Here is a 19,797-nt window from a genome sequence, read left to right on the forward strand (position 1 = left end):
GAAATGTACGATATAAAAGCTTTATATGAGGCGACAAGTGTAGATGATGCTTGCAGACTTTTAAAAGAACATCCGGGCTCACAGGTTATTGCCGGAGGAAGCGATGTTCTTGTACAGATAAGAGAAGGTAAGAGAGCGGGTAAGGAGCTTGTAAGTATTTATATGCTTGACGAACTTAGAGGTATCTGTCTTGATGCTGAAGATAATATAAGAATTGGTTCTTTGACAAGCTTCTCACATATTACAAAGAACCCCATTATACAGAAATATATCAATGTGCTTGGTGAGGCTGTGGATCAGATAGGTGGACCGCAGATCAGAAATATAGGAACTATCGGTGGAAATACATGTAATGGTGTTACATCTGCAGATTCAGCTTCTACATTGTTTGCATGGGATGCACAGGTAGAGATAGCAGGAGAGGGCTATAGAAGAGTAGTACCTATAAATGAATTCTATATTAAGGCCGGTACAGTAGCTTTAGAAGAGGGAGAGATACAGACAGCTATCATTATACCAAAGAAAGCTTATGAAGGATACAAAGGTCATTATATAAAGTATGCTATGAGAGAGGCTATGGATATAGCAACTACAGGATGTTCAGTGAATGTAAAACTCTCAGCAGATAAGAAAACATTTGAGGATGTAAGAATAGCTTATGGTGTAGCAGGTCCTATTCCTATGAGAGTACCTACTGCAGAGAACTTTATTAGAGGAAAAGAAGTAAATGACGAGAATATGGAAGCTTTCGCAGAGAAAGTTTTGGAAGATATAAATCCTCGTGATTCATGGAGAGCAAGTAAGGCTTTCAGATGTCATATAGGTGTAGTTATGGCAAAGAGAGCTTGTGAAAAAGCAGTAAAGCAGGCAGGAGGTGATGTCGATGACAGGACAGAGTTATAAATTGGTAACTTGCACTATCAATGGCAAGAAATGTGAGAAAATGGTAGATGTAAGAAGCTCACTTACAGATATGCTTAGAAATGACTACAGACTTACTTCTGTAAAAAAGGGTTGCGAAGTAGGAGAGTGCGGAGCATGTAATGTACTTATAGATGGCGAGGCGTTTAACTCTTGTATTTATCTGGCAGTGTGGGCTGAGGGCAAGGATATCCTTACATTGGAAGGTCTTATGGGACCAAATGGCGAGATTTCAGATTTGCAACAGGCATTTATAGATGAAACAGCAGTACAGTGTGGTTTCTGTACTCCGGGATTTGTAATGTCAGCTACTGAGATTCTTAACAGTGGAAAGCTTTATACAAAGGCAGAACTTAGAAAGTTGCTTTCAGGACATCTTTGCAGATGTACAGGATATGAAAACATACTTGTAGCTGTTGAAAAGACAATGAAGAAGAGACTTGGGGTTGACTAATCAATAGCAGCGAAACCTTTGGAGGGAGTATGGACAAAGACAGTTTAAAGCTACTGATTGATGTGGCAAACGGAAATGTAAAGGCAGATCTGGTAATAAAAAATGGTTTTATTGTAGATGTTTGTAGTGGCAAAGTATTCAAAGCTGATTTGGCCATTGCAGGTGGATATATTGCAGGTTTTGGTGAATATGAAGGTGGAAGAGAAATAGATGTTAAAGGTAAGTATATTTCTCCGGGACTTATGGATGCACATATTCATATTGAGTCGTCATATTGTACCCCGGAAGAATTTGGCAGAATGGTGGTGCCGCATGGTACAACTACTGTCATTGCAGATCCTCATGAGATTGTGAATGTATGTGGTATAGAGGGCTTCCATTATATGCAGGAAGCTGCAAAAAACACTTCTCTCTCAATTAAGTATATGATACCATCCTGTGTACCGGCGACAAATATGGAAGATGCCGGATGTGTAATTTTAGCAGATGATATGAAGGCTGATATCACATCAGGGGAAGTACCGGGTCTTGGCGAATTCATGGATTATAATGCAATAATACAAAAGGACGATATTGCACTTGATAAACTGATTTTAGCAAGAAATCATGACAAGATAGTAGACGGACACAGTCCTAATCTTGTTGGTAAGGATTTGAATGCATATGTTTGTACAGGAATAGATACAGACCATGAGTGCTCCACATTGGAAGAGATGGAGGATAGGCTCAGTCGTGGAGTATATGTGCAACTTAGACAGGGGTCAGCCTGTCACAATCTTGAGGCACTTATACCTGGCATTAATGAGTATAATTTTAGAAGATGTTTGCTTTGTTCCGATGATAGACAACCGAAGACTATTTTTGAGGACGGACATTTGGAATATCATCTAAGAACTTTGGTAAAGGCCGGTATTTCACCATTTATTGCCATTGCAATGGCCACTATAAATGTAAGTGATTGTTATGGATTAAAAGACAGGGGAATGATTGCACCGGGAAAGAGGGCAGACCTGGTTGTTTTTGATGATTTAAAAGATTTTAAAGTTTCTTCAGTTTATATTTTGGGGGAAGAGGTAGCTAGGGATGGAAGTTATTTAAAAGCAGTAAAGAAATATGATATATCTAAGGTATCTGATACTGTACATTTAGATAAATTTCATGAGAATATGCTACAGATGCCTCTTAAATCGGATGATGTTTATGCAATAGAAATGATTGCGGGAGGAGTATTATCTAAGAAGACAAAAATCAAGATAAAAAGAGATGAAAACGGATACTTTATCTTTGATAAAAATATAGATGCTTGTAAATGTGCTGTTATAGAAAGACATCATAATACCGGGAAGATTGGGCTTGGAATAATAAATGGCTATGGAATACAATGTGGTGCAATAGCTGCATCAGTAGCACATGATTCACATAATATTATATGTGTGGGTGTGGATGATAATGAAATGTATATGGCTATAGAAAATGTGAAGCAAAATGGCGGAGGATTTTCATTGGTAAAAGATGGTAAGGTGATTGAGAGCTTGCCTTTGCCGGTAGCAGGTCTTATGAGTGATTTGAGTGGAGAAGAGGTTTCAAAGAAGCTTCTTAGTCTTCATAAAAAGGCTGTAGATGAGTTAGGAGTAAATGAAAGTCTTGAGCCTGTTATGTCGCTTACTTTTATGTCACTTATGGTTATTCCAGAGCTGAAGCTTACTGCCAGGGGGTTATTTGATATTTTTGAAAATAAGTTCATAGACATTGAGGCAGAGTAAATTTTTTGAATATATTAAATGGCAGTGATATAGCAAAAATCTACAACTTAATATTTAAACTAAAAAAGACTCCGGGCCGAATATCACCGGAGTATAATAAAAAAAAGGAGACTATATATGGAAAAGTTTTTTAAGCTAAAAGAAAACGGAACCGATGTGAAAACTGAAATTATTGCCGGTATTACCACTTTTATGACTATGGCATACATACTGGCAGTAAACCCTAATATCCTTGCTGATGCAGGTATGGACAGAGGTGCGGTATTTACCGCAACCGCAATAGCTTCATTCCTTGGAACAGCATTGATGGCGTTATTGGCAAATTATCCTTTTGCACTTGCACCGGGTATGGGACTTAATGCATATTTTGCATATACTGTAGTTCTTGGTATGGGATATAGCTGGCAGACAGCTCTTACAGCAGTATTTGTAGAAGGTATTATATTTATTGCACTTTCAGTTACAAATGTTCGTGAGGCAATCTTTAATGCGGTTCCAAGAAACTTAAAATCAGCAGTAAGTGTGGGTATTGGACTTTTTATTGCATTTATCGGACTTCAAAATGCTAAGATTGTTATTGGTGGTGCTACACTTGTAGAGTTGTTCTCATTAAAGGGATATAATGCTGTACATGGAGCTGAAGGTGTGGTAGCTACAGCTAATGATGTAGGTATTACAGTTATTATCGCTATAATCGGTATTCTTATTACAGCATTCATGGTTGTAAAAGAAGTAAAGGGAAATATCTTACTTGGTATATTGGCAACATGGGTTCTAGGCATAATCGCTCAGGTTACAGGTTTGTATGTTCCAAACCCTGCACTAGGCTTTTACAGTGTATTGCCTGATTTTTCAAATGGACTTAGTATACCTAGTATCGGACCGGTTTTATTCAAACTTGAGTTCCATAAGATTGCAACACTTGAGTTTGTAGTGGTAATGTTCGCATTCTTATTCGTAGATATGTTTGATACTATCGGTACATTGATTGGTGTATCTACAAAGGCGGGAATGCTTGATAAAGACGGCAAGCTTCCACATATCAAGGGCGCTTTACTTGCAGACGCTGTAGCTACTACAGCAGGTGCAGTGCTTGGTACAACAACAGTTACAACATTCGTTGAGTCAGCTTCAGGTGTTTCTGAGGGTGGAAGAACAGGCCTTACAGCAATGACAACGGCAGTTCTCTTTGCAGCTTCATTGTTATTATCACCTATATTCCTTGCTATACCTGCATTTGCGACAGCACCGGCTCTTATCGTTGTTGGATTCTACATGTTCTCAAATGTAGTACACATTGATTTCTCAGATATGACAGAGGCTATTCCTTGCTATATCTGTATACTTGCAATGCCACTCTTCTACAGTATTTCAGAGGGTATTTCAATGGGAATCATATCTTATGTGTTTATAAATGCTGTTACAGGAAAGGCTAAGAAGGTTACACCTCTTATGTATATACTTTCAATAATGTTTATAGCAAAGTATTTCTTATTATAGATTTGACTAAATTTTCACTGCCTAAAAATATTTTCAAAAAGAGATATGGGGAGACTCATATCTCTTTTTTAATGGAATATACATAAAATTGTAATGCTTTATATAGTATGTACAAAAAATAGATCTATAAAATGTATAGTTCTAACAATGCCATCATGAAGTTGAGAAAATAGAAACAGAATTATACTTAACTATTGAAATTATTATTCAAAAATGGTAAGATACTTTCAGATGGAGGAAGTAAAAATGAATGACAAAATCAAAAGCCTAGAGGGTAGACTGATTGTTTCATGTCAGGCACTGGAAAATGAACCATTACATTCAGACTTCATTATGGGAAGAATGGCTCTTGCAGCAAAAGAGGGTGGAGCGTGTGGCATCAGGGCAAATACTATTGTAGACATAAAAGAGATACAAAGACAAGTGGATTTGCCTATCATAGGTATTATAAAGAGGGTTTATCCTGATAGTGAGGTTTATATAACACCTACTATGGATGAAGTGGATGCATTGGTGAATGCAGGCGTGGATATAATAGCATTGGATGCAACGAATAGACCCAGACCGAATAATAGGAGTTTAAAGGATTTCTTTGGTGATGTTAGAGCAAAATATCCGGATGTATTGTTTATGGCAGACTGTTCTACTGAAGAAGAAGCGATTTTTGCAGATGAACTTGGTTTTGATTTCATTGGTACAACTATGGTTGGTTACACTAAGGAGAGTGAGGGACTGAGGATAGAGGAAAATGATTTTGAAATATTGAGAAATATCCTTGCTAAGGTAAAACATAAAGTTATAGCGGAAGGTAATATAAATACACCTGAGAAATGTAAGAGAGTAATAGAACTTGGAGCATTTAGCGTTGTAGTTGGTTCTATAATTACCAGACCTCAGCTTATAACCAAAGAATTTTCAAAAGTACTTGAAAAGGTGTAATAATATATTTGAACTTTATTTGTGACAGCTATATGTGTCACAAAAGTAAATAAAATTAGAGTCAAAGACTCAATTAGGAGGAAATATGAAGAAATTATTGTTAACAGGTTTAGCAGTTACTGCGGCAGGAATGCTTGCAGCTTGTGGAGGAGGAAAGGCAGAGCCGGCAGCTACAAAAGCGGCAGCAGAGGATTCAAAGGCAGAGACAAAGAAGGAAGCTGCTGAAACTAAGGAAGCATCAGGTGATGCAGCTGAGCTCTCACTTTGGACATATCCTGTTGGAAAGTGGGGAGATGCAGCAACAGTTGATGGAATCATCAAGAAGTTCAATGAAAAATATCCTGATATCAAGGTTACTGTAGAGTATCTTGATTATCAAAATGGTGATGACCAGATAAATACCGCTATAGAAGGAAAGCAGGCACCTGATATCGTACTTGAAGGACCGGAAAGACTTGTAGCCAACTGGGGTGCAAAGGGACTTATGGTAGATCTGTCAGATATGTTTGAGAAGGATGCCGCATCAGATATCTATGATCCTGTAAAGGCAGCTTGCAAGAGTCCTACAGGTGCATACTATGAGTATCCGGCATTTAGGGTTGCACATTGTATGGCTATAAACAAGACCATGTTTGAGAAGGCAGATGCTTTACAGTATCTGGATCTGGATACACATACATGGACAACAGAGAACTTCTTAAAGGCAGTTCAGGCTGTATATGATTCAGGACAGGAAAATGTAGGTGCTATTTATTGTTCTTCACAGGCTGGAGACCAGGGAACAAGAGCTTTGGTTAATAACCTTTATTCAGGCACATTTACAGATAAGGATCACACAAAGTATACAGCTGACTCGGCTGAGAATATAAAGGCATTAAAGGCAATTGTTGATCAGGCAGGCCTTAATTTTGACCCATCTATCGCAGGTGGTGATGAGATTAAATTGTTTAGAAACGGTACTTTAGCAATGTCATTTTGCTGGAATGCTGCACAGCAGACAAATTCAGATAATGGTGAAGCAGGAAAGACAAATGCCGGAGATGAGATAATACCTATGCTCTTCCCAAGTGATGACAAAGTTACAGAACTTTGTGGCGGTATCTGGGGATATGGAATCTTTGACAATGGAGATGAAGGAAAGATTGCAGCTGCTAAGACATTTATAGATTTCGTATGTAATGATGAGGCAGCGGTTAAGGAAAGCGTAAAGGCTTCAGGAGTCTTCCCTGTAAGACCATCTGTAACAGGTGTATATGATGGAACAGAAACAGCTGATACAATGAAGCTCTTTGAAGAGAAGTTTATGCCTTCAATGGGTGACTACTATCAGGTAACAAAGGGATGGACTACAGCTCGTACAGAGTGGTGGAACATGCTCCAGAGAATAGGCACAGGTGGTGATGTGGCAACTGAAGTTGCAACATTTACAACTAATGCAAATGCAGCAGCAGCACAATAAAAAAGTTATTATATTGACTGCTCTTTAAAAATAAGTTAGATGATCTAACATGTTATAAAAATGTTGCTGGAGGTTTCCTTTAGCAACATTTTTTAGAAAGGGGAAACATGGCAAAGGGGGTTTATACCACCAGATCAAAGGAATTGGTAAGAAGAGAAACAATGTCAGCATACATGTTCTTATTACCAAGTTTAATATTCTTTATCGGTTTTGTAATAATACCAATGATTATATGTATTTATACCAGTTTCTTTGATTCTACAATGGGTAAAGATGCAAAGGATGTTTTTATCGGACTTGGAAATTATATAGAACTGTTTAAAGACGTTATTTTTATAAAGGCGTTAAAGAATACTTTTGTGATAGTGATTATTTCAGTTCCGGTGGTTTGTATATTTTCATTATGGGTATCTTCTGTAATATATAATATTAATGATAAGGTACTTTCAATTTTCAGATGTATTTTTTATCTTCCTGTAGTTACAGGTTCAGTGGCTGTTACAGTTGTTTGGAAGTGGATGTACAATAATTATTATGGTATTTTCAACTATGTTGGAAAGAGCACAGGCTTATTAAAGACAAATATTAACTGGCTGGGTGATGAGAGATTTGCACTTATGTGTATTATTCTTATTTTGTTAACAACATCAGTAGGTCAGCCTATAGTTTTATATGTTTCAGCACTTGGAAATGTGGATAATTCTTTGGTGGAAGCGGCACAGGTGGATGGTGCTAATGAAATTCAACTGTTCTGGAAGATTAAATGGCCGCAGATAATGCCGACAACATTGTATATACTTGTTATAACTACTATCAACAGTTTTCAGTGTTTTGCACTGATACAGCTTTTGACATCAGGCGGACCAAATCATTCTACAGATACTGTAATGTATTATATTTATTATATGGCATTTAAGATGTTCAGATATGGATACGGAAATGCAATGGGCGTAGTATTAGCAATATTTATAGCAGTATTGTCTGCAATTCAGTTTAGAGTGGCAAAGGAGAGATAATATGAAAACTTCAAATTCACTAAAAAAACTGTATACGATAGTATCATTTATTGTACTGATAGCCTTAGCATTTTGCTTTGTATTTCCGCTGTATTGGATAGTTACAGGTGCATTTAAGACTCCTGTTTCTATAAACTCACCTGTTCCTGATTGGATACCTAAGGAGCTGGTACTGGATAATTTCAAAAAGCTTTTTTCAAAACAGATGGCACCTATCTTTGAGATAGGATTTATAAAAGGGCCACAGGCTCCTGCAGCTGTAAGATGGATGTTAAATACAGTTTTTATGGCACTTGCAGCAATGATTTTAACCTGTATAACAGCAGCTATGGCAGGTTATGCACTGGCAAAGAAAAGGTTTCAAGGAAGAGCCTTACTTTTCACACTTATAGTATGTGCTATGGCATTGCCGAAGCAGGTTATTTTGATACCTCTTATAAGAGAAATGTCATCACTTAAATTGTACAATACTATATGGGCAGTTATTTTACCTACTGTAGGATGGCCTTTTGGTGTGTTCCTTATGAAGCAATTCTCAGAGGGTATACCTACCGAAATGCTTGAGGCGGCAAGGATTGATGGTGCAAGTGAATTTAAAACATTTACAGATATTGTGTTTCAAATGGTAAAACCCGGAGTGGGAGCACTGGCAATATTCACATTTATAAATAGTTGGAATGACTATTTTATGCAACTTATTATGCTAAGTTCCACTTCTAACTTGACAATTTCACTTGGTATTGCTAAGCTTCAAGCAGAGAACTCAACAGACTTTGGACTTATAATGGCTGGAGCTACACTTGCGGCAGCACCTATATTGATCGTGTTTATAACATTACAAAAATACTTTACAAAAGGTATTACTCTAGGAGCTGTAAAAGGTTAGGCTGCAACGGAAAAGGGGTAAAATGATATACGAAAAATCAGTGATTCCAATAATAGAATCAAAATATACACTTTTTACAAACACAGAAAAGAAGATAGCAGATTATTTCTTACAATGTGACACAAATATGGATATAAATATTCAAAGTGTTGCAGAGAAATTATACGTATCACAGGCGTCTATTTCGAGGTTTGCAAAGAAATGCGGCTTTGTAGGATTCAGAGAGTTTATATTTGCATATCTTGACAGTGCAAGAGTGAAAAAGCCGAATGGAAATACTACAACTCAGAATGTATTCAATACATATCAGGATTTATTGAATAAGGCATATTCACTTCTTGACAATGATCAGGTGCAAAGAATTGTAAAGATGCTTGTAAATTCCAAGAAAGTTATTGCAGTAGGTAAGGGTAGTTCAGGATATGCTGCAAGTGAGATGGAGAGCCGTTTTGTAAGAGTGGGACTTGATATAGATTCGCTTACAGACTCAGACAGAATAAGAATGCAGTCGGTATTTTTAAAAGATGGAGATACAGTTATTGCATTCAGTATAAGTGGTAAGACTGAGGATGTTATATTCCTTTTGAAGCATGCACATGACAGAGGAAAGAGAACGGTATTCTTTACGGCAGCAGACAGCCCACATTTACATGAATTTTGTGATGAAGTAGTTTTGGTAGCGTCACTTGAATATTTGGAGAACGGCAATTTGATTTCTCCACAGTTCCCAATGCTTCTTGTGCTTGATCTGATATATAGTGAATATATAAATATTGACAGTGTATATAAGAGTGCAATTTTGGAAGATACTGTTACTACATTAAATAAGAAAGAAGATGACAGAAGATTTTATTTGGCAAGACCAAGATAAATATATTTAATATAAGACCTTGCAGTTTATTTTATAAGTGAATCACAAGGTCTTTTTAATTTTATTAAGGTAATATGGCAATAATAAAATAAGTTTGATAATGCATTGTATACAAGAAACATGTATTGCATACAGTTTAAATATTATCTTGAAAAAATAAATTAAAAGCATTATAATGTCTGTGCAGATGATAAGTATAAAATATAATGGATAATTATATTCATTTGGGAATTGCTATAGCAATTCTACTATAATCATTTGTGGATAAATTTTAAAATAGCTATGTCAATATAGGCAACTATTTTTATGAAGGGATGATCTTAGTGGCTAAAGAAAACCGAAATACTACAGGAAATAAGGCATCAAAAAGTGCTGAAAATGCAAATAAGAAAAAGATGTCACCGCAAGAGTTCTTGCAAAAACTTGAAGAGCTTGTGACTAAGGGTATAGCTTCGGATATGAAGCTTAATATTGGTGAAATAAATGATTTTTTTGCCGGTACTGAGTTGAACACTGACAGTATCGAACAGATTTATTCTTATCTTGAGAATAAGGGTATTGAGATCAATGAAAATAGCTCAGATGATTTGAATATTGACATTGATAATATTGACAATATAGATAATATTGCTGATGAGGATACATTGCTCTTAGATGATGATGAGTTTGACAAGGATTCTGAGGAGGATATTGATCTTAGTGCAATAGATCTTTTGGAAGGTGTAGGCACCGAGGATCCGGTAAGAATGTATCTGAAGGAGATAGGTACTGTACCTCTTTTGACAGCGAGTGAGGAGCTTGAATTGGCAAAGAGAAAGCAGGATGGAGACGAGTATGCAAAACAGCGTCTTATAGAAGCAAATCTTCGTCTTGTTGTAAGTATTGCCAAGAGATATACAGGAAGAGGTATGAGCTTTTTGGATCTGGTACAGGAAGGCAATCTTGGGCTTATAAAGGGTGTAGAGAAGTTTGATTATACCAAGGGATTCAAGCTTTCAACATATGCAACATGGTGGATCAGACAGTCTGTAACAAGAGCTCTTGCTGATCAGGCAAGAACTATAAGAGTGCCTGTACATATGGTGGAGACTATTAATAAGATGAGTAAGATGCAAAGAAAGCTTACTCTTGAACTTGGATATGAGCCAAGTGTTACAGAACTTGCAAATGCGCTTGATATGACTGAAGAAAAAGTAATGGAAATAATGCAAATAGCAAGAGAGCCTGCATCTTTAGAGACTCCGATAGGTGAAGAAGATGATTCAAATCTTGGAGATTTTGTAGCTGATTCAAATGTTTTAACACCTGAGGGTAATGTAGAAGCTGTAATGCTTAGAGAGCATATAGATACATTGTTGGGTGATTTGAAAGAAAGAGAGAGACAGGTTATTGTACTTAGGTTTGGTCTTGAGGATGGACATCCTAGAACTTTGGAGGAAGTAGGAAAAGAATTCAAAGTTACAAGAGAAAGAATTAGACAGATAGAAGCTAAGGCTTTAAGAAAACTTAGAAATCCTGTCAGATCAAAGAGAATTAGGGACTTTTTGGCATGATAAAGAGAAACTTACAAAAAGAATTAGAAGATATAATGAAGAGAGAGGAAGCTTTGGGAAATCGTCCAAGGCTTCTTCTTCATGCATGTTGTGCTCCATGCTCATCATATTGTATGGAATATTTAGATAAGTATTTTGATCTTACTATATTTTTCTATAATCCAAATATAGATGATACAAGAGAATATTTACATAGAGTGGATGAGGCAAAGAGACTTATAAAGGAGATGAATTTTATTGGAGAGGTAAAATTTATCGAAGGTGATTATGATCCAAATATTTTTCATAATAAAATAAAAGGTTATGAGAATGAGAAAGAGGGCGGAAAAAGATGTGATATTTGTTTTGAACTTAGATTACATGAAGCTGCAAAGGCTGCAGCTGATTATGGATTTGACTATTTCACCACATCTCTTACAATATCACCTATGAAAAATGCTATGAAGCTTTGTGAAATAGGTGAGGAAATAGCAAAAGAATATAATGTAAAATACTTGCCGAGTGATTTTAAGAAAAAAAACGGTTATAAAAGATCAGTGGATTTATCCAAAGAACATGATCTCTATAGGCAGGACTACTGCGGATGTTCATTCTCAAAGAGAGAGTCAATAGAAAGGGCTATGGCAAGAGAGAATACTATTTGACGATTGAAATACTTTGCTTTATAATGAAGCAAAGATATTATTTCCAAGATTTAAAATCTTGAATATGAAAGGAAGAGTCTTATGTTAAGTAGAGAAATTACTATTAAAAATCCTTCAGGTTTACACTTGCGTCCGGCAGGCGTTTTGTCACAAACCGCAATGAAATTCAAATCAGATATATTAATAGAGTATGGTGAAAAGAAGATAGTTGCAAAGAGTGTGCTTAATGTTATGGCAGCCGGAATTAAGTCAGGTACACAGGTAAATCTTATAGTTGAGGGTGAAGACGAAGAAGAAGCTATGAAGACATTGGTTGAGGCTATAGAGTCCGGACTTGGTGAAAAATAATTATTATTTCTTAATTTAACATATCATGCTTGACAAATAATCTCAGTAGTGATTTAATTATGAGAACATATTTGGGATGGTCCTGAATATGAGGTTTATGAAGAGGTAATGATATGAAAGAAAGAAAAATCCGCCTTCAGTCTGTCGAAGATGCAAAGAAGTTTGTAACACTTACTACAGAGTGTGATTTTGATGTGGATTTATATGACAATAGCATAGTAGTTGACGCAAAATCTATTATAGGGGTGTTAAGCATGGATCTTAGACATGTTTTGACTGTGAAATATATTGGAGAAAATGAAAAATTAGAGGCTTTTCTTGATGAACATATGAAAGGTGTCGAGAAAATAGCTTAAGTATATTACGTGGTATATATCACATATGTTTTGAATATGGAACCGGCTTTACCGGTAGTTGTTTTACAAACAGGCAGGTACTTGACTTGCCTGTTTTTTAATACATCAGGTGTTGTAATAGAATTATTTCACCTTAAAATATATATGATGAAAAGTTTATTTGATATTTATGAGAGGTAATAATGAGAATAGGTCATGGATATGATGTTCATAAACTGGTGGAGGGTAGAAAGCTGATAATCGGTGGTGTTGAGATAGAGCACAGTTTAGGGCTTTTGGGTCATTCTGATGCAGATGTACTTTTACATGCTGTTATGGATAGTCTGTTGGGCGCAGCAGGCCTTGGAGATATAGGAAAACATTTTCCCGACAGTGATGACAGATATAGGGGTATAAGTAGTGTGGAGTTATTGAAAAATGTTGCTAATATACTTGACGAGAACGCATATATAATAGAAAATATAGATGCTACTATTATTGCCCAGAAACCTAAGCTTGCACCTTATATAGGAGCGATGAAAGACATAATATGTAACACACTAAATATATCATCAACACAGCTGAATATAAAGGCGACAACAGAGGAAGGACTTGGGTTTACTGGAAATGAAAGTGGTATAGCAGCGCATAGTGTTTGTCTTTTGAACTCGGTGAGAGATGCTCTTTATGTATCTTCCGGTATGAGTGAATGTACACTTTGTAATGACTGCCCAAATAAAAAATAAAAAGGAAGCTTATGAAAATTTTTAATACACTTTCTAAGAGAAAAGAAGATTTTGTACCTATTGAAGAGGGAAAGGTTAGAATGTATGTCTGTGGACCTACAGTTTATAACCTTATTCATATTGGAAATGCCAGACCGATGATATTCTTTGATACTGTAAGAAGATATTTTGAGTATAGAGGCTATGATGTAAATTATGTTTCAAACTTTACTGATGTAGATGATAAAATAATCAAGAAGGCAATAGAAGAGGGGGTAGATGCCTCTGTAATTTCTACGAGATATATAAATGAATGTAAGAAAGATATGGAAGCTATGAATGTACTTCCTGCTACCAAGAATCCATTGGCCACAGAAGAAATAGATGGCATGGAAGAGATGATAGGAAAGCTTATAGAAACCGGACATGCATATGTGGCAAAGGATGGTACTGTATATTTTAGAGTGAAGAGTTTTGAGGAGTATGGAAAACTTTCACATAAGAATATAGATGAGCTTCAGTCAGGTTTTAGAGAAATCAAAGTAACCGGTGAGGAAGATAAGGAAGACAGTAATGATTTTGTGCTTTGGAAACCCAAAAAGGATGGAGAGCCTTATTGGGATTCGCCTTGGTCAAAGGGCAGACCGGGCTGGCATATAGAATGTTCAGTTATGAGTAAAAAATATCTGGGAGAGCAGATAGATATACATGGAGGAGGCGAGGATTTAATATTCCCTCACCATGAAAATGAGATAGCACAATCAGAGTCTGCAAGTGGAAAGAGTTTTGCCAATTATTGGATGCACAACGCTTTCTTAAATATTGACAATAAGAAGATGAGTAAATCGCTTGGCAATTTCTTTACAGTAAGAGATATAAGTGAAAAATATGATCTTCAAGTACTTAGATTCTTTATGCTGTCAGCACATTATAGAAGTCCTCTTAATTTCTCTGCAGAGCTTATGGAGGCTTCAAAGAACAGCCTTGACAGAATACTTACCGGAGTTGAAAACTTAAGAGATATTCAGGTGAAGAATAATAATGCTGCAATAACAGATGCAGAACTTTCTAATCTTGAGATTGCAAAGGTGCTTAAAGACAAATTTGTAAATTCAATGGATGATGATTTCAATACTGCAGATGCTATAAGTGCTATATTTGAGTTAATAAAGCTTTCAAATACATCTCTAAATGAGGAAAGCACTGTAGAGTATGCCAACGGGCTTTTGAATATTATTTTACCTTTATGTGATATACTTGGAATAATTACAGAGAAAAAGACTGAAATTCTTGACAGTGAAATAGAGGATCTTATTGAGCAGAGAACTCGGGCAAGAAAGAATAAGGATTTTGCACTTGCAGATAAAATAAGAAATGAACTTCTTGAAAAGGGTATAGTACTGGAAGATACCAGAGAGGGAGTGAAATGGAAGAGATCTTAGATTTTCTTCTAAAGTCTTTTGATATAGAGAAAAAAGAGGCAAGAGAATTTTCTCCTTTGGTATTGGCATATGTAGGAGACGCTGTATATGAGCTTATAATAAGAAGTATACTTGTATCCAGAGGTAATAGGCCTGTAAATAAGCTAAATAAGGATGCAACCTCTCTTGTGAAGGCAGGTGCACAGGCTGATATTATAAAGCTTTTAAAGCCTGAACTAAATGAGGAGGAGTTTGTTATCTTTAAAAGAGGTAGAAATTCATCACCTCATACTATGGCAAAGAATGCCAGCATGTCTGACTATAAATATGCTACGGGTTTTGAGAGCCTTATTGGCTTTTTATATCTGGACAATCAATTTGAAAGAGCACTTGAGCTTGTAAGACTTGGTCTTGACAGATACTTGGAAAATGAAGATATTGGAGTAAAAATATATGAATGAAAATGCTATTGAAGGCAGAAATGTCATTATAGAAGCCTTTAGAGGTGGTAAGACTATTGACAAGTTATATGTGCAGGATGGACTAAAGGATTATACAATTTCCACAATACTCAGAGAAGCTAAAAAGCATGGTACCTATGTGAACTTTGTAGGTAAGGATAGGCTTGACAGTATGAGTGAAACCGGAAAGCATCAAGGTGTTATAGCTATTGTTGCGGCTTATGAGTATGCAAGTGTAGGGGATATTTTGGAGAAGGCAAGACAAAATAATGAACCTCCAGTTGTATTTATTTTGGACGGTATAGAGGATCCTCACAATTTGGGTGCTATTATAAGGACGGCAAATCTTAGCGGTGCACATGGTGTGATCATACCTAAGCATAGAGCTGTAGGGCTTACTGCAGCAGTAGCAAGAGCATCTGCCGGTGCTATAAATTATACTCCGGTAGCAAAGGTTACAAATATAAATAAGACCATGTCTGAGTTAAAGGATGCAGGAATGTGGTTTGTATGTGCCGATATGGGTGGAGACAGAATGTATGATTTGGATCTAACAGGAAGTATTGGACTTGTTATCGGAAATGAGGGAGATGGAGTAAGTGAAAGTGTTAAGAAGAATTGTGATTTTATAGCTTCTATACCTATGAAGGGTGATATAGACTCATTGAATGCATCTGTTGCCTGTGGTATATTGGCATATGAAATAGTTAGACAAAGAATTGCGAAAGGAGCAAAATATGAGAAATGATAAAAGAAAAGTCGTACTTGTAGGATGTGGAATGGTGGGCATGAGTTATGCATATGCTATGCTAAATCAAAATGCAGTTGATGAGCTGGTTCTTATAGATGTAAATAAACTAAGGGCCGAGGGTGAGGCTATGGATTTAAATCATGGTTTGGCTTTTTCAGGTTCACATATGAGAATATGGGCAGGTGATTACAGTGACTGTACAAATGCTGATATAGTTGTTATATGTGCAGGTGTGGCTCAGGCTCCGGGAGAAAACAGAAGAGATCTTTTGAAGAGAAATATGGTAGTTTTTAAATCTATCATAGATCCTATTACAGAGAGCGGATTTAATGGTATATTCCTTGTGGCTACAAATCCGGTGGATATAATGACTGAAATCACATACAAACTTTCAGGTTTTAATCCTAGAAGAGTAATAGGCTCAGGTACTGCACTTGATTCTGCCAGACTTAGATATCTTCTTGGATCATATATTCAGGCGGATCCAAGAAGTGTACATGCCTATGTTATAGGAGAACATGGAGATTCAGAGTTTGTACCATGGTCCAATGCAACGCTTGCAACTAAGCCTATTACTGATATTATTGCCGAATCAAATGGTAAATTAAGTATAGAAGAGCTTGATCGTATTGAGGAAGATGTAAGGACAGCAGCATATAAGATAATAGAGGCGAAGAGAGCTACATATTATGGAATTGGAATGAGTCTTACTAGAATTACAAAGGCAATACTTGGAGATGAGAACTCAGTGCTTACAGTATCAGCAAATTTGCGTGGCGAGTATGGACAAAATGATGTTTTCGTTGGAGTACCATGCGTGATAAACAGTGCAGGTATTCAAAGAATATTGGAATTTTCACTTACCGACGAAGAAAAGGCAAAATTTGCAAAATCATGTGACGAGCTTAGGGCAACTTATGCCGAGCTTGAAGATAAATAAAATATATTTAAAACAAAGGAAGCCTCCATTTATGGGGGCTTTTTTGTTAGTATAAAGATATATTAATTATGTAATATTATGTTATGACTATTTACCAGAGGAAATAAGAAACAAATTTGAGTATAGAGACATTATGGACTCTACATCTGTTTTAGATAAGTCAAAGACATTTGAATCAGCCTTAAAAAGGAGATTGAAGGTTGTATCGTCGGGTATGAGAGAGCTTGGTCAACATTGTGAAGAAGAATTCACAACAATTGAGCAGTGTACCAAGGGTGCAAGTGTACTTTTGAATGCAGTATTAAAATGTGATAGAGAGGGAATATTGTAAGATAATTGCGAACATAAAAATATTATTTACTGATTTTATTTTTAGAATAAATGAAAATTTATTCTAAAAACATCGTATATAATTCACAATAAAACTGATATATATTTATAAAATATAAATGATTTATAAATGCGAATTATTCATAGAATCAACTATATTGTTTGGAATGACTGTATTGTATTTGCAATATAAAAAAGATTGACATAAAAGCTGAAATATAGTAATATTATATAGTAATACAACAAATTATTATTAATATTATTCAAAAATGATAGTGCATATTGGGTTCTACACAATTAAATATGAAAAAAATGAATAATTACACTTTGATCATATGGAATAAGATGTTCAAAAGTTTTATTGTTATGTGAAAATATTTTCAAGGGCTTCTTTGAAAAGTAAATATAATTTTATGGAGGTAATATTATGGCGGGAAAAAGTATTGAAGAGATTGCTATTGGCGAAAAAGCATCTTTTTCCAAAACCATCACAGAAGGAGATGTGTATTTGTACGCAGGTATTATAGGAGATTTAAATCCTGCACACATCGATGAGGAGGCAGCAAAGAAAGGGATTTTCGGAAAGAGAATTGCTCATGGTATGCTTACAGCCGGACTTGTATCCACAGTACTTGGAATGAAACTTCCTGGAGAAGGTACTATATATATGGGACAGGAACTTAAGTTTACAAAACCTGTCTATTTCGGAGATACAATTACAGCAACTGTGGAAGCATGCGAGAAGGTAAAGGATAAATTCCTTAAGTTAAAAACAACATGCACAAATCAAAACGGAGAAGTTGTTTTAGATGGTGAGGCTATGGTACTTCCACCTAAAAAGGAGGCTAATTAATGAGAGTACAATTCCTAACTGCAAGAGAAGCAGCAGATTTAATTACAGATAATTCGACTATAGCTATAAATGGATTTGTTGGAATAGGTGCGGCAGAGGAGATACAGGAAAAATTAAAGGAAAGATATGAGGAGACAAAGTCACCTAGAGATTTGACACTTTATTATGCTGCCGGTCAAGGTGATGGAAAGGAGAGAGCACTCAATCTTTTGGATGGAGAAGGACTCTTAAAGAGAGTTGTTGGTGGACATTGGAATTTGGCTCCGAAGTTACAGAAACTGGTTCTCGACAATAAAATTGAGGCATACAATTTTCCTCAGGGCGTGATTTCACATATGTTCCGTTCTTCAGCATCAGGCGAAAAGGCTACTATTAGTAAGATAGGTCTTGAAACTTTTGTAGACCCTACTCAAGGCGGTGGAAAGCTGAATGAGGTAACAAAGGAAGATTTGGTTAAAAAGATAGAGCTTGAAGGTGAAGAATATCTTTATTATTTAGCGCCAAAGATTGATTTTACGATTATAAGAGGTACTTTTGCTGATGAACTTGGAAATATCAGTTTGGAAGATGAGGTTGCTACACTTGACGCAACAAATATGGCACTTGCCTGTAAGAACAATGGCGGAAAGGTCATTGTACAGGTAAAGGATATAGTAGGTGCAAATACTCTTGATCCAAGACTTGTAAAGATTCCGGGAGTGCTTGTAGATGTGGTTGTTAAATGTACTGATGCATATAAATATCATGAGCAGGTATTTGGTGAAGAGTATAATCCTGCATATTGTGGAAATGCTAAGACATTGCTCAGTAGAGTTGAACCTCCAAAGCTTGATAACAGAAAAGTTATAGGCAGAAGAGGTGCTATGGAGATGAATGCATACTCTTTAGTTAACCTTGGTATAGGTATTCCTGAACTTGTAGGTGCAGTTGCTAATGAGGAAGGTCAGGGAGATAAGATTACTCTTAGTGTAGAGTCAGGAATAACCGGAGGAGTTCCTCTTGGAGGTATCAAATTCGGAGGAGTAATCAATCCACAGTCTATATTAGATCAGGATGTACAGTTTGACCTTTACAATGGTGGAGGATTAGATGCTACATTCCTTGGACTGGCACAGTGCGATGAAGAGGGTAATATAAACGTATCTAAGTTTGGACCGAAGATTCCGGGTTGTGGAGGATTTATTAATATCTCTCAAAGTACAAAGAGAATTGTATTCTGTGGTACTTTCACAGCAGGTGGCTTAAAGGAGAAGATTGAGGATGGAAAGCTTGTTATCCTTGAAGAGGGTAGAGAAAAGAAATTCATCAAGAAAGTTGAGCAGATAACCTTCTCTGCAAAGTATGCTAATGATACAAATCAAGAAGTTTTGTATGTCACAGAAAGATGCGTTTTCAAGCTAACAAAGGATGGCCTTTTGTTAATAGAAATTGCACCGGGAGTAGATCTTGAAAAAGATATTCTTGCACATATGGATTTTAAGCCTATCATTGCTGATGACTTAAAACTTATGGATGAAAGAATTTTCAAGGATGCTTTAATGGGTTTGGAGTTATAAAAATAAATAATCATAAATAGTTAGTATTTGTGATAGAGTATGGTTTTTTATGATCATACATAAAAATAGTT

At 36.1% G+C, this 19,797-nt stretch carries 21 protein-coding genes; all 21 read left to right on the forward strand.

The genetic code is table 11. The features are described from left to right. The first annotated feature begins 3 nt into the window (after window positions 1-3). The 21 genes from xdhB to D4A81_RS03335 all read left to right on the forward strand — a co-directional run bounded on the left by xdhB (window position 4) and on the right by D4A81_RS03335 (window position 19,726). Window positions 4-903, forward strand: a complete 900-nt coding sequence (xdhB, locus tag D4A81_RS03235; RefSeq protein ID WP_111525157.1) for a xanthine dehydrogenase subunit XdhB — start codon at window positions 4-6, stop codon at window positions 901-903. Then, the gene (xdhC, locus tag D4A81_RS03240; RefSeq protein ID WP_111525156.1) at window positions 884-1,375 is read left to right on the forward strand and encodes a xanthine dehydrogenase subunit XdhC; all 492 of its coding nucleotides are present in this window, start codon (window positions 884-886) and stop codon (window positions 1,373-1,375) included. The genes xdhB and xdhC overlap by 20 nt, the downstream gene beginning before the upstream one ends. 29 nt (window positions 1,376-1,404) lie before the next feature. After that, on the forward strand, window positions 1,405-3,138 hold the full coding sequence (gene ade / locus D4A81_RS03245; RefSeq protein ID WP_111525155.1) for an adenine deaminase: 1,734 nt from the start codon (window positions 1,405-1,407) through the stop codon (window positions 3,136-3,138). A 117-nt stretch (window positions 3,139-3,255) separates the two neighbouring features. Continuing rightward, entirely contained in the window at window positions 3,256-4,638 is a 1,383-nt protein-coding gene (locus tag D4A81_RS03250) for an NCS2 family permease (RefSeq protein ID WP_111525154.1), read from the forward strand. A 246-nt stretch (window positions 4,639-4,884) separates the two neighbouring features. After that, window positions 4,885-5,577 carry an N-acetylmannosamine-6-phosphate 2-epimerase gene (locus tag D4A81_RS03255; protein WP_111525153.1) on the forward strand — a complete coding sequence of 231 codons (693 nt, stop codon included), beginning with the start codon at window positions 4,885-4,887 and terminating at the stop codon, window positions 5,575-5,577. Window positions 5,578-5,662: 85 nt separating this feature from the next. After that, window positions 5,663-7,036 (forward strand): ABC transporter substrate-binding protein, encoded by a 1,374-nt coding sequence (locus tag D4A81_RS03260; RefSeq protein ID WP_111525152.1) that lies wholly within the window; start codon window positions 5,663-5,665, stop codon window positions 7,034-7,036. Between the two features lie 107 nt (window positions 7,037-7,143). After that, on the forward strand, window positions 7,144-8,052 hold the full coding sequence (locus tag D4A81_RS03265; RefSeq protein ID WP_111525151.1) for a carbohydrate ABC transporter permease: 909 nt from the start codon (window positions 7,144-7,146) through the stop codon (window positions 8,050-8,052). 1 nt (window position 8,053) lies between these two features. Further along, the gene (locus D4A81_RS03270) at window positions 8,054-8,938 is read left to right on the forward strand and encodes a carbohydrate ABC transporter permease (protein WP_111525150.1); all 885 of its coding nucleotides are present in this window, start codon (window positions 8,054-8,056) and stop codon (window positions 8,936-8,938) included. 22 nt (window positions 8,939-8,960) lie between these two features. Next, the gene (locus D4A81_RS03275; RefSeq protein WP_111525149.1) at window positions 8,961-9,809 is read left to right on the forward strand and encodes a MurR/RpiR family transcriptional regulator; all 849 of its coding nucleotides are present in this window, start codon (window positions 8,961-8,963) and stop codon (window positions 9,807-9,809) included. 314 nt (window positions 9,810-10,123) lie between these two features. Further along, a complete protein-coding gene (gene rpoD / locus D4A81_RS03280) occupies window positions 10,124-11,362 on the forward strand; it encodes an RNA polymerase sigma factor RpoD (RefSeq protein WP_111525148.1) in 1,239 nt (412 codons plus the stop codon). Then, window positions 11,359-12,006, forward strand: coding sequence for an epoxyqueuosine reductase QueH (locus tag D4A81_RS03285; protein WP_172621788.1), 648 nt, complete (start codon window positions 11,359-11,361; stop codon window positions 12,004-12,006). Before rpoD ends, D4A81_RS03285 begins: the two co-directional genes overlap by 4 nt. 81 nt (window positions 12,007-12,087) lie before the next feature. Then, entirely contained in the window at window positions 12,088-12,354 is a 267-nt protein-coding gene (locus tag D4A81_RS03290) for an HPr family phosphocarrier protein (RefSeq protein WP_111525147.1), read from the forward strand. A gap of 113 nt (window positions 12,355-12,467) precedes the next feature. Then, entirely contained in the window at window positions 12,468-12,710 is a 243-nt protein-coding gene (locus tag D4A81_RS03295) for an HPr family phosphocarrier protein (RefSeq protein WP_111525146.1), read from the forward strand. Window positions 12,711-12,892: 182 nt separating this feature from the next. Next, entirely contained in the window at window positions 12,893-13,435 is a 543-nt protein-coding gene (ispF, locus tag D4A81_RS03300; protein WP_111525145.1) for a 2-C-methyl-D-erythritol 2,4-cyclodiphosphate synthase, read from the forward strand. A gap of 11 nt (window positions 13,436-13,446) precedes the next feature. Further along, the gene (cysS, locus tag D4A81_RS03305) at window positions 13,447-14,856 is read left to right on the forward strand and encodes a cysteine--tRNA ligase (protein ID WP_111525144.1); all 1,410 of its coding nucleotides are present in this window, start codon (window positions 13,447-13,449) and stop codon (window positions 14,854-14,856) included. Beyond that, window positions 14,841-15,296: a Mini-ribonuclease 3 gene (locus D4A81_RS03310; RefSeq protein ID WP_111525143.1), complete on the forward strand. Its 456-nt coding sequence runs from the start codon at window positions 14,841-14,843 to the stop codon at window positions 15,294-15,296. The genes cysS and D4A81_RS03310 overlap by 16 nt, the downstream gene beginning before the upstream one ends. Then, on the forward strand, window positions 15,289-16,044 hold the full coding sequence (rlmB, locus tag D4A81_RS03315) for a 23S rRNA (guanosine(2251)-2'-O)-methyltransferase RlmB (protein WP_111525142.1): 756 nt from the start codon (window positions 15,289-15,291) through the stop codon (window positions 16,042-16,044). Before D4A81_RS03310 ends, rlmB begins: the two co-directional genes overlap by 8 nt. Beyond that, entirely contained in the window at window positions 16,034-16,987 is a 954-nt protein-coding gene (locus D4A81_RS03320; RefSeq protein WP_111525141.1) for an L-lactate dehydrogenase, read from the forward strand. Before rlmB ends, D4A81_RS03320 begins: the two co-directional genes overlap by 11 nt. Before the next feature lie 133 nt (window positions 16,988-17,120). Beyond that, entirely contained in the window at window positions 17,121-17,318 is a 198-nt protein-coding gene (locus D4A81_RS03325; protein WP_111525140.1) for a hypothetical protein, read from the forward strand. Between the two features lie 426 nt (window positions 17,319-17,744). Next, window positions 17,745-18,170: a MaoC family dehydratase gene (locus D4A81_RS03330; RefSeq protein ID WP_111525139.1), complete on the forward strand. Its 426-nt coding sequence runs from the start codon at window positions 17,745-17,747 to the stop codon at window positions 18,168-18,170. Next, complete coding sequence (locus D4A81_RS03335; protein WP_111525138.1) at window positions 18,170-19,726, forward strand: acyl CoA:acetate/3-ketoacid CoA transferase; 1,557 nt, start codon at window positions 18,170-18,172, stop codon at window positions 19,724-19,726. The genes D4A81_RS03330 and D4A81_RS03335 overlap by 1 nt, the downstream gene beginning before the upstream one ends. Window positions 19,727-19,797 lie beyond the last annotated feature (71 nt).

It is taken from the genome of Lachnoanaerobaculum umeaense (assembly GCF_003589745.1).
Classification (GTDB): Bacteria; Bacillota; Clostridia; order Lachnospirales; family Lachnospiraceae; genus Lachnoanaerobaculum; species Lachnoanaerobaculum umeaense.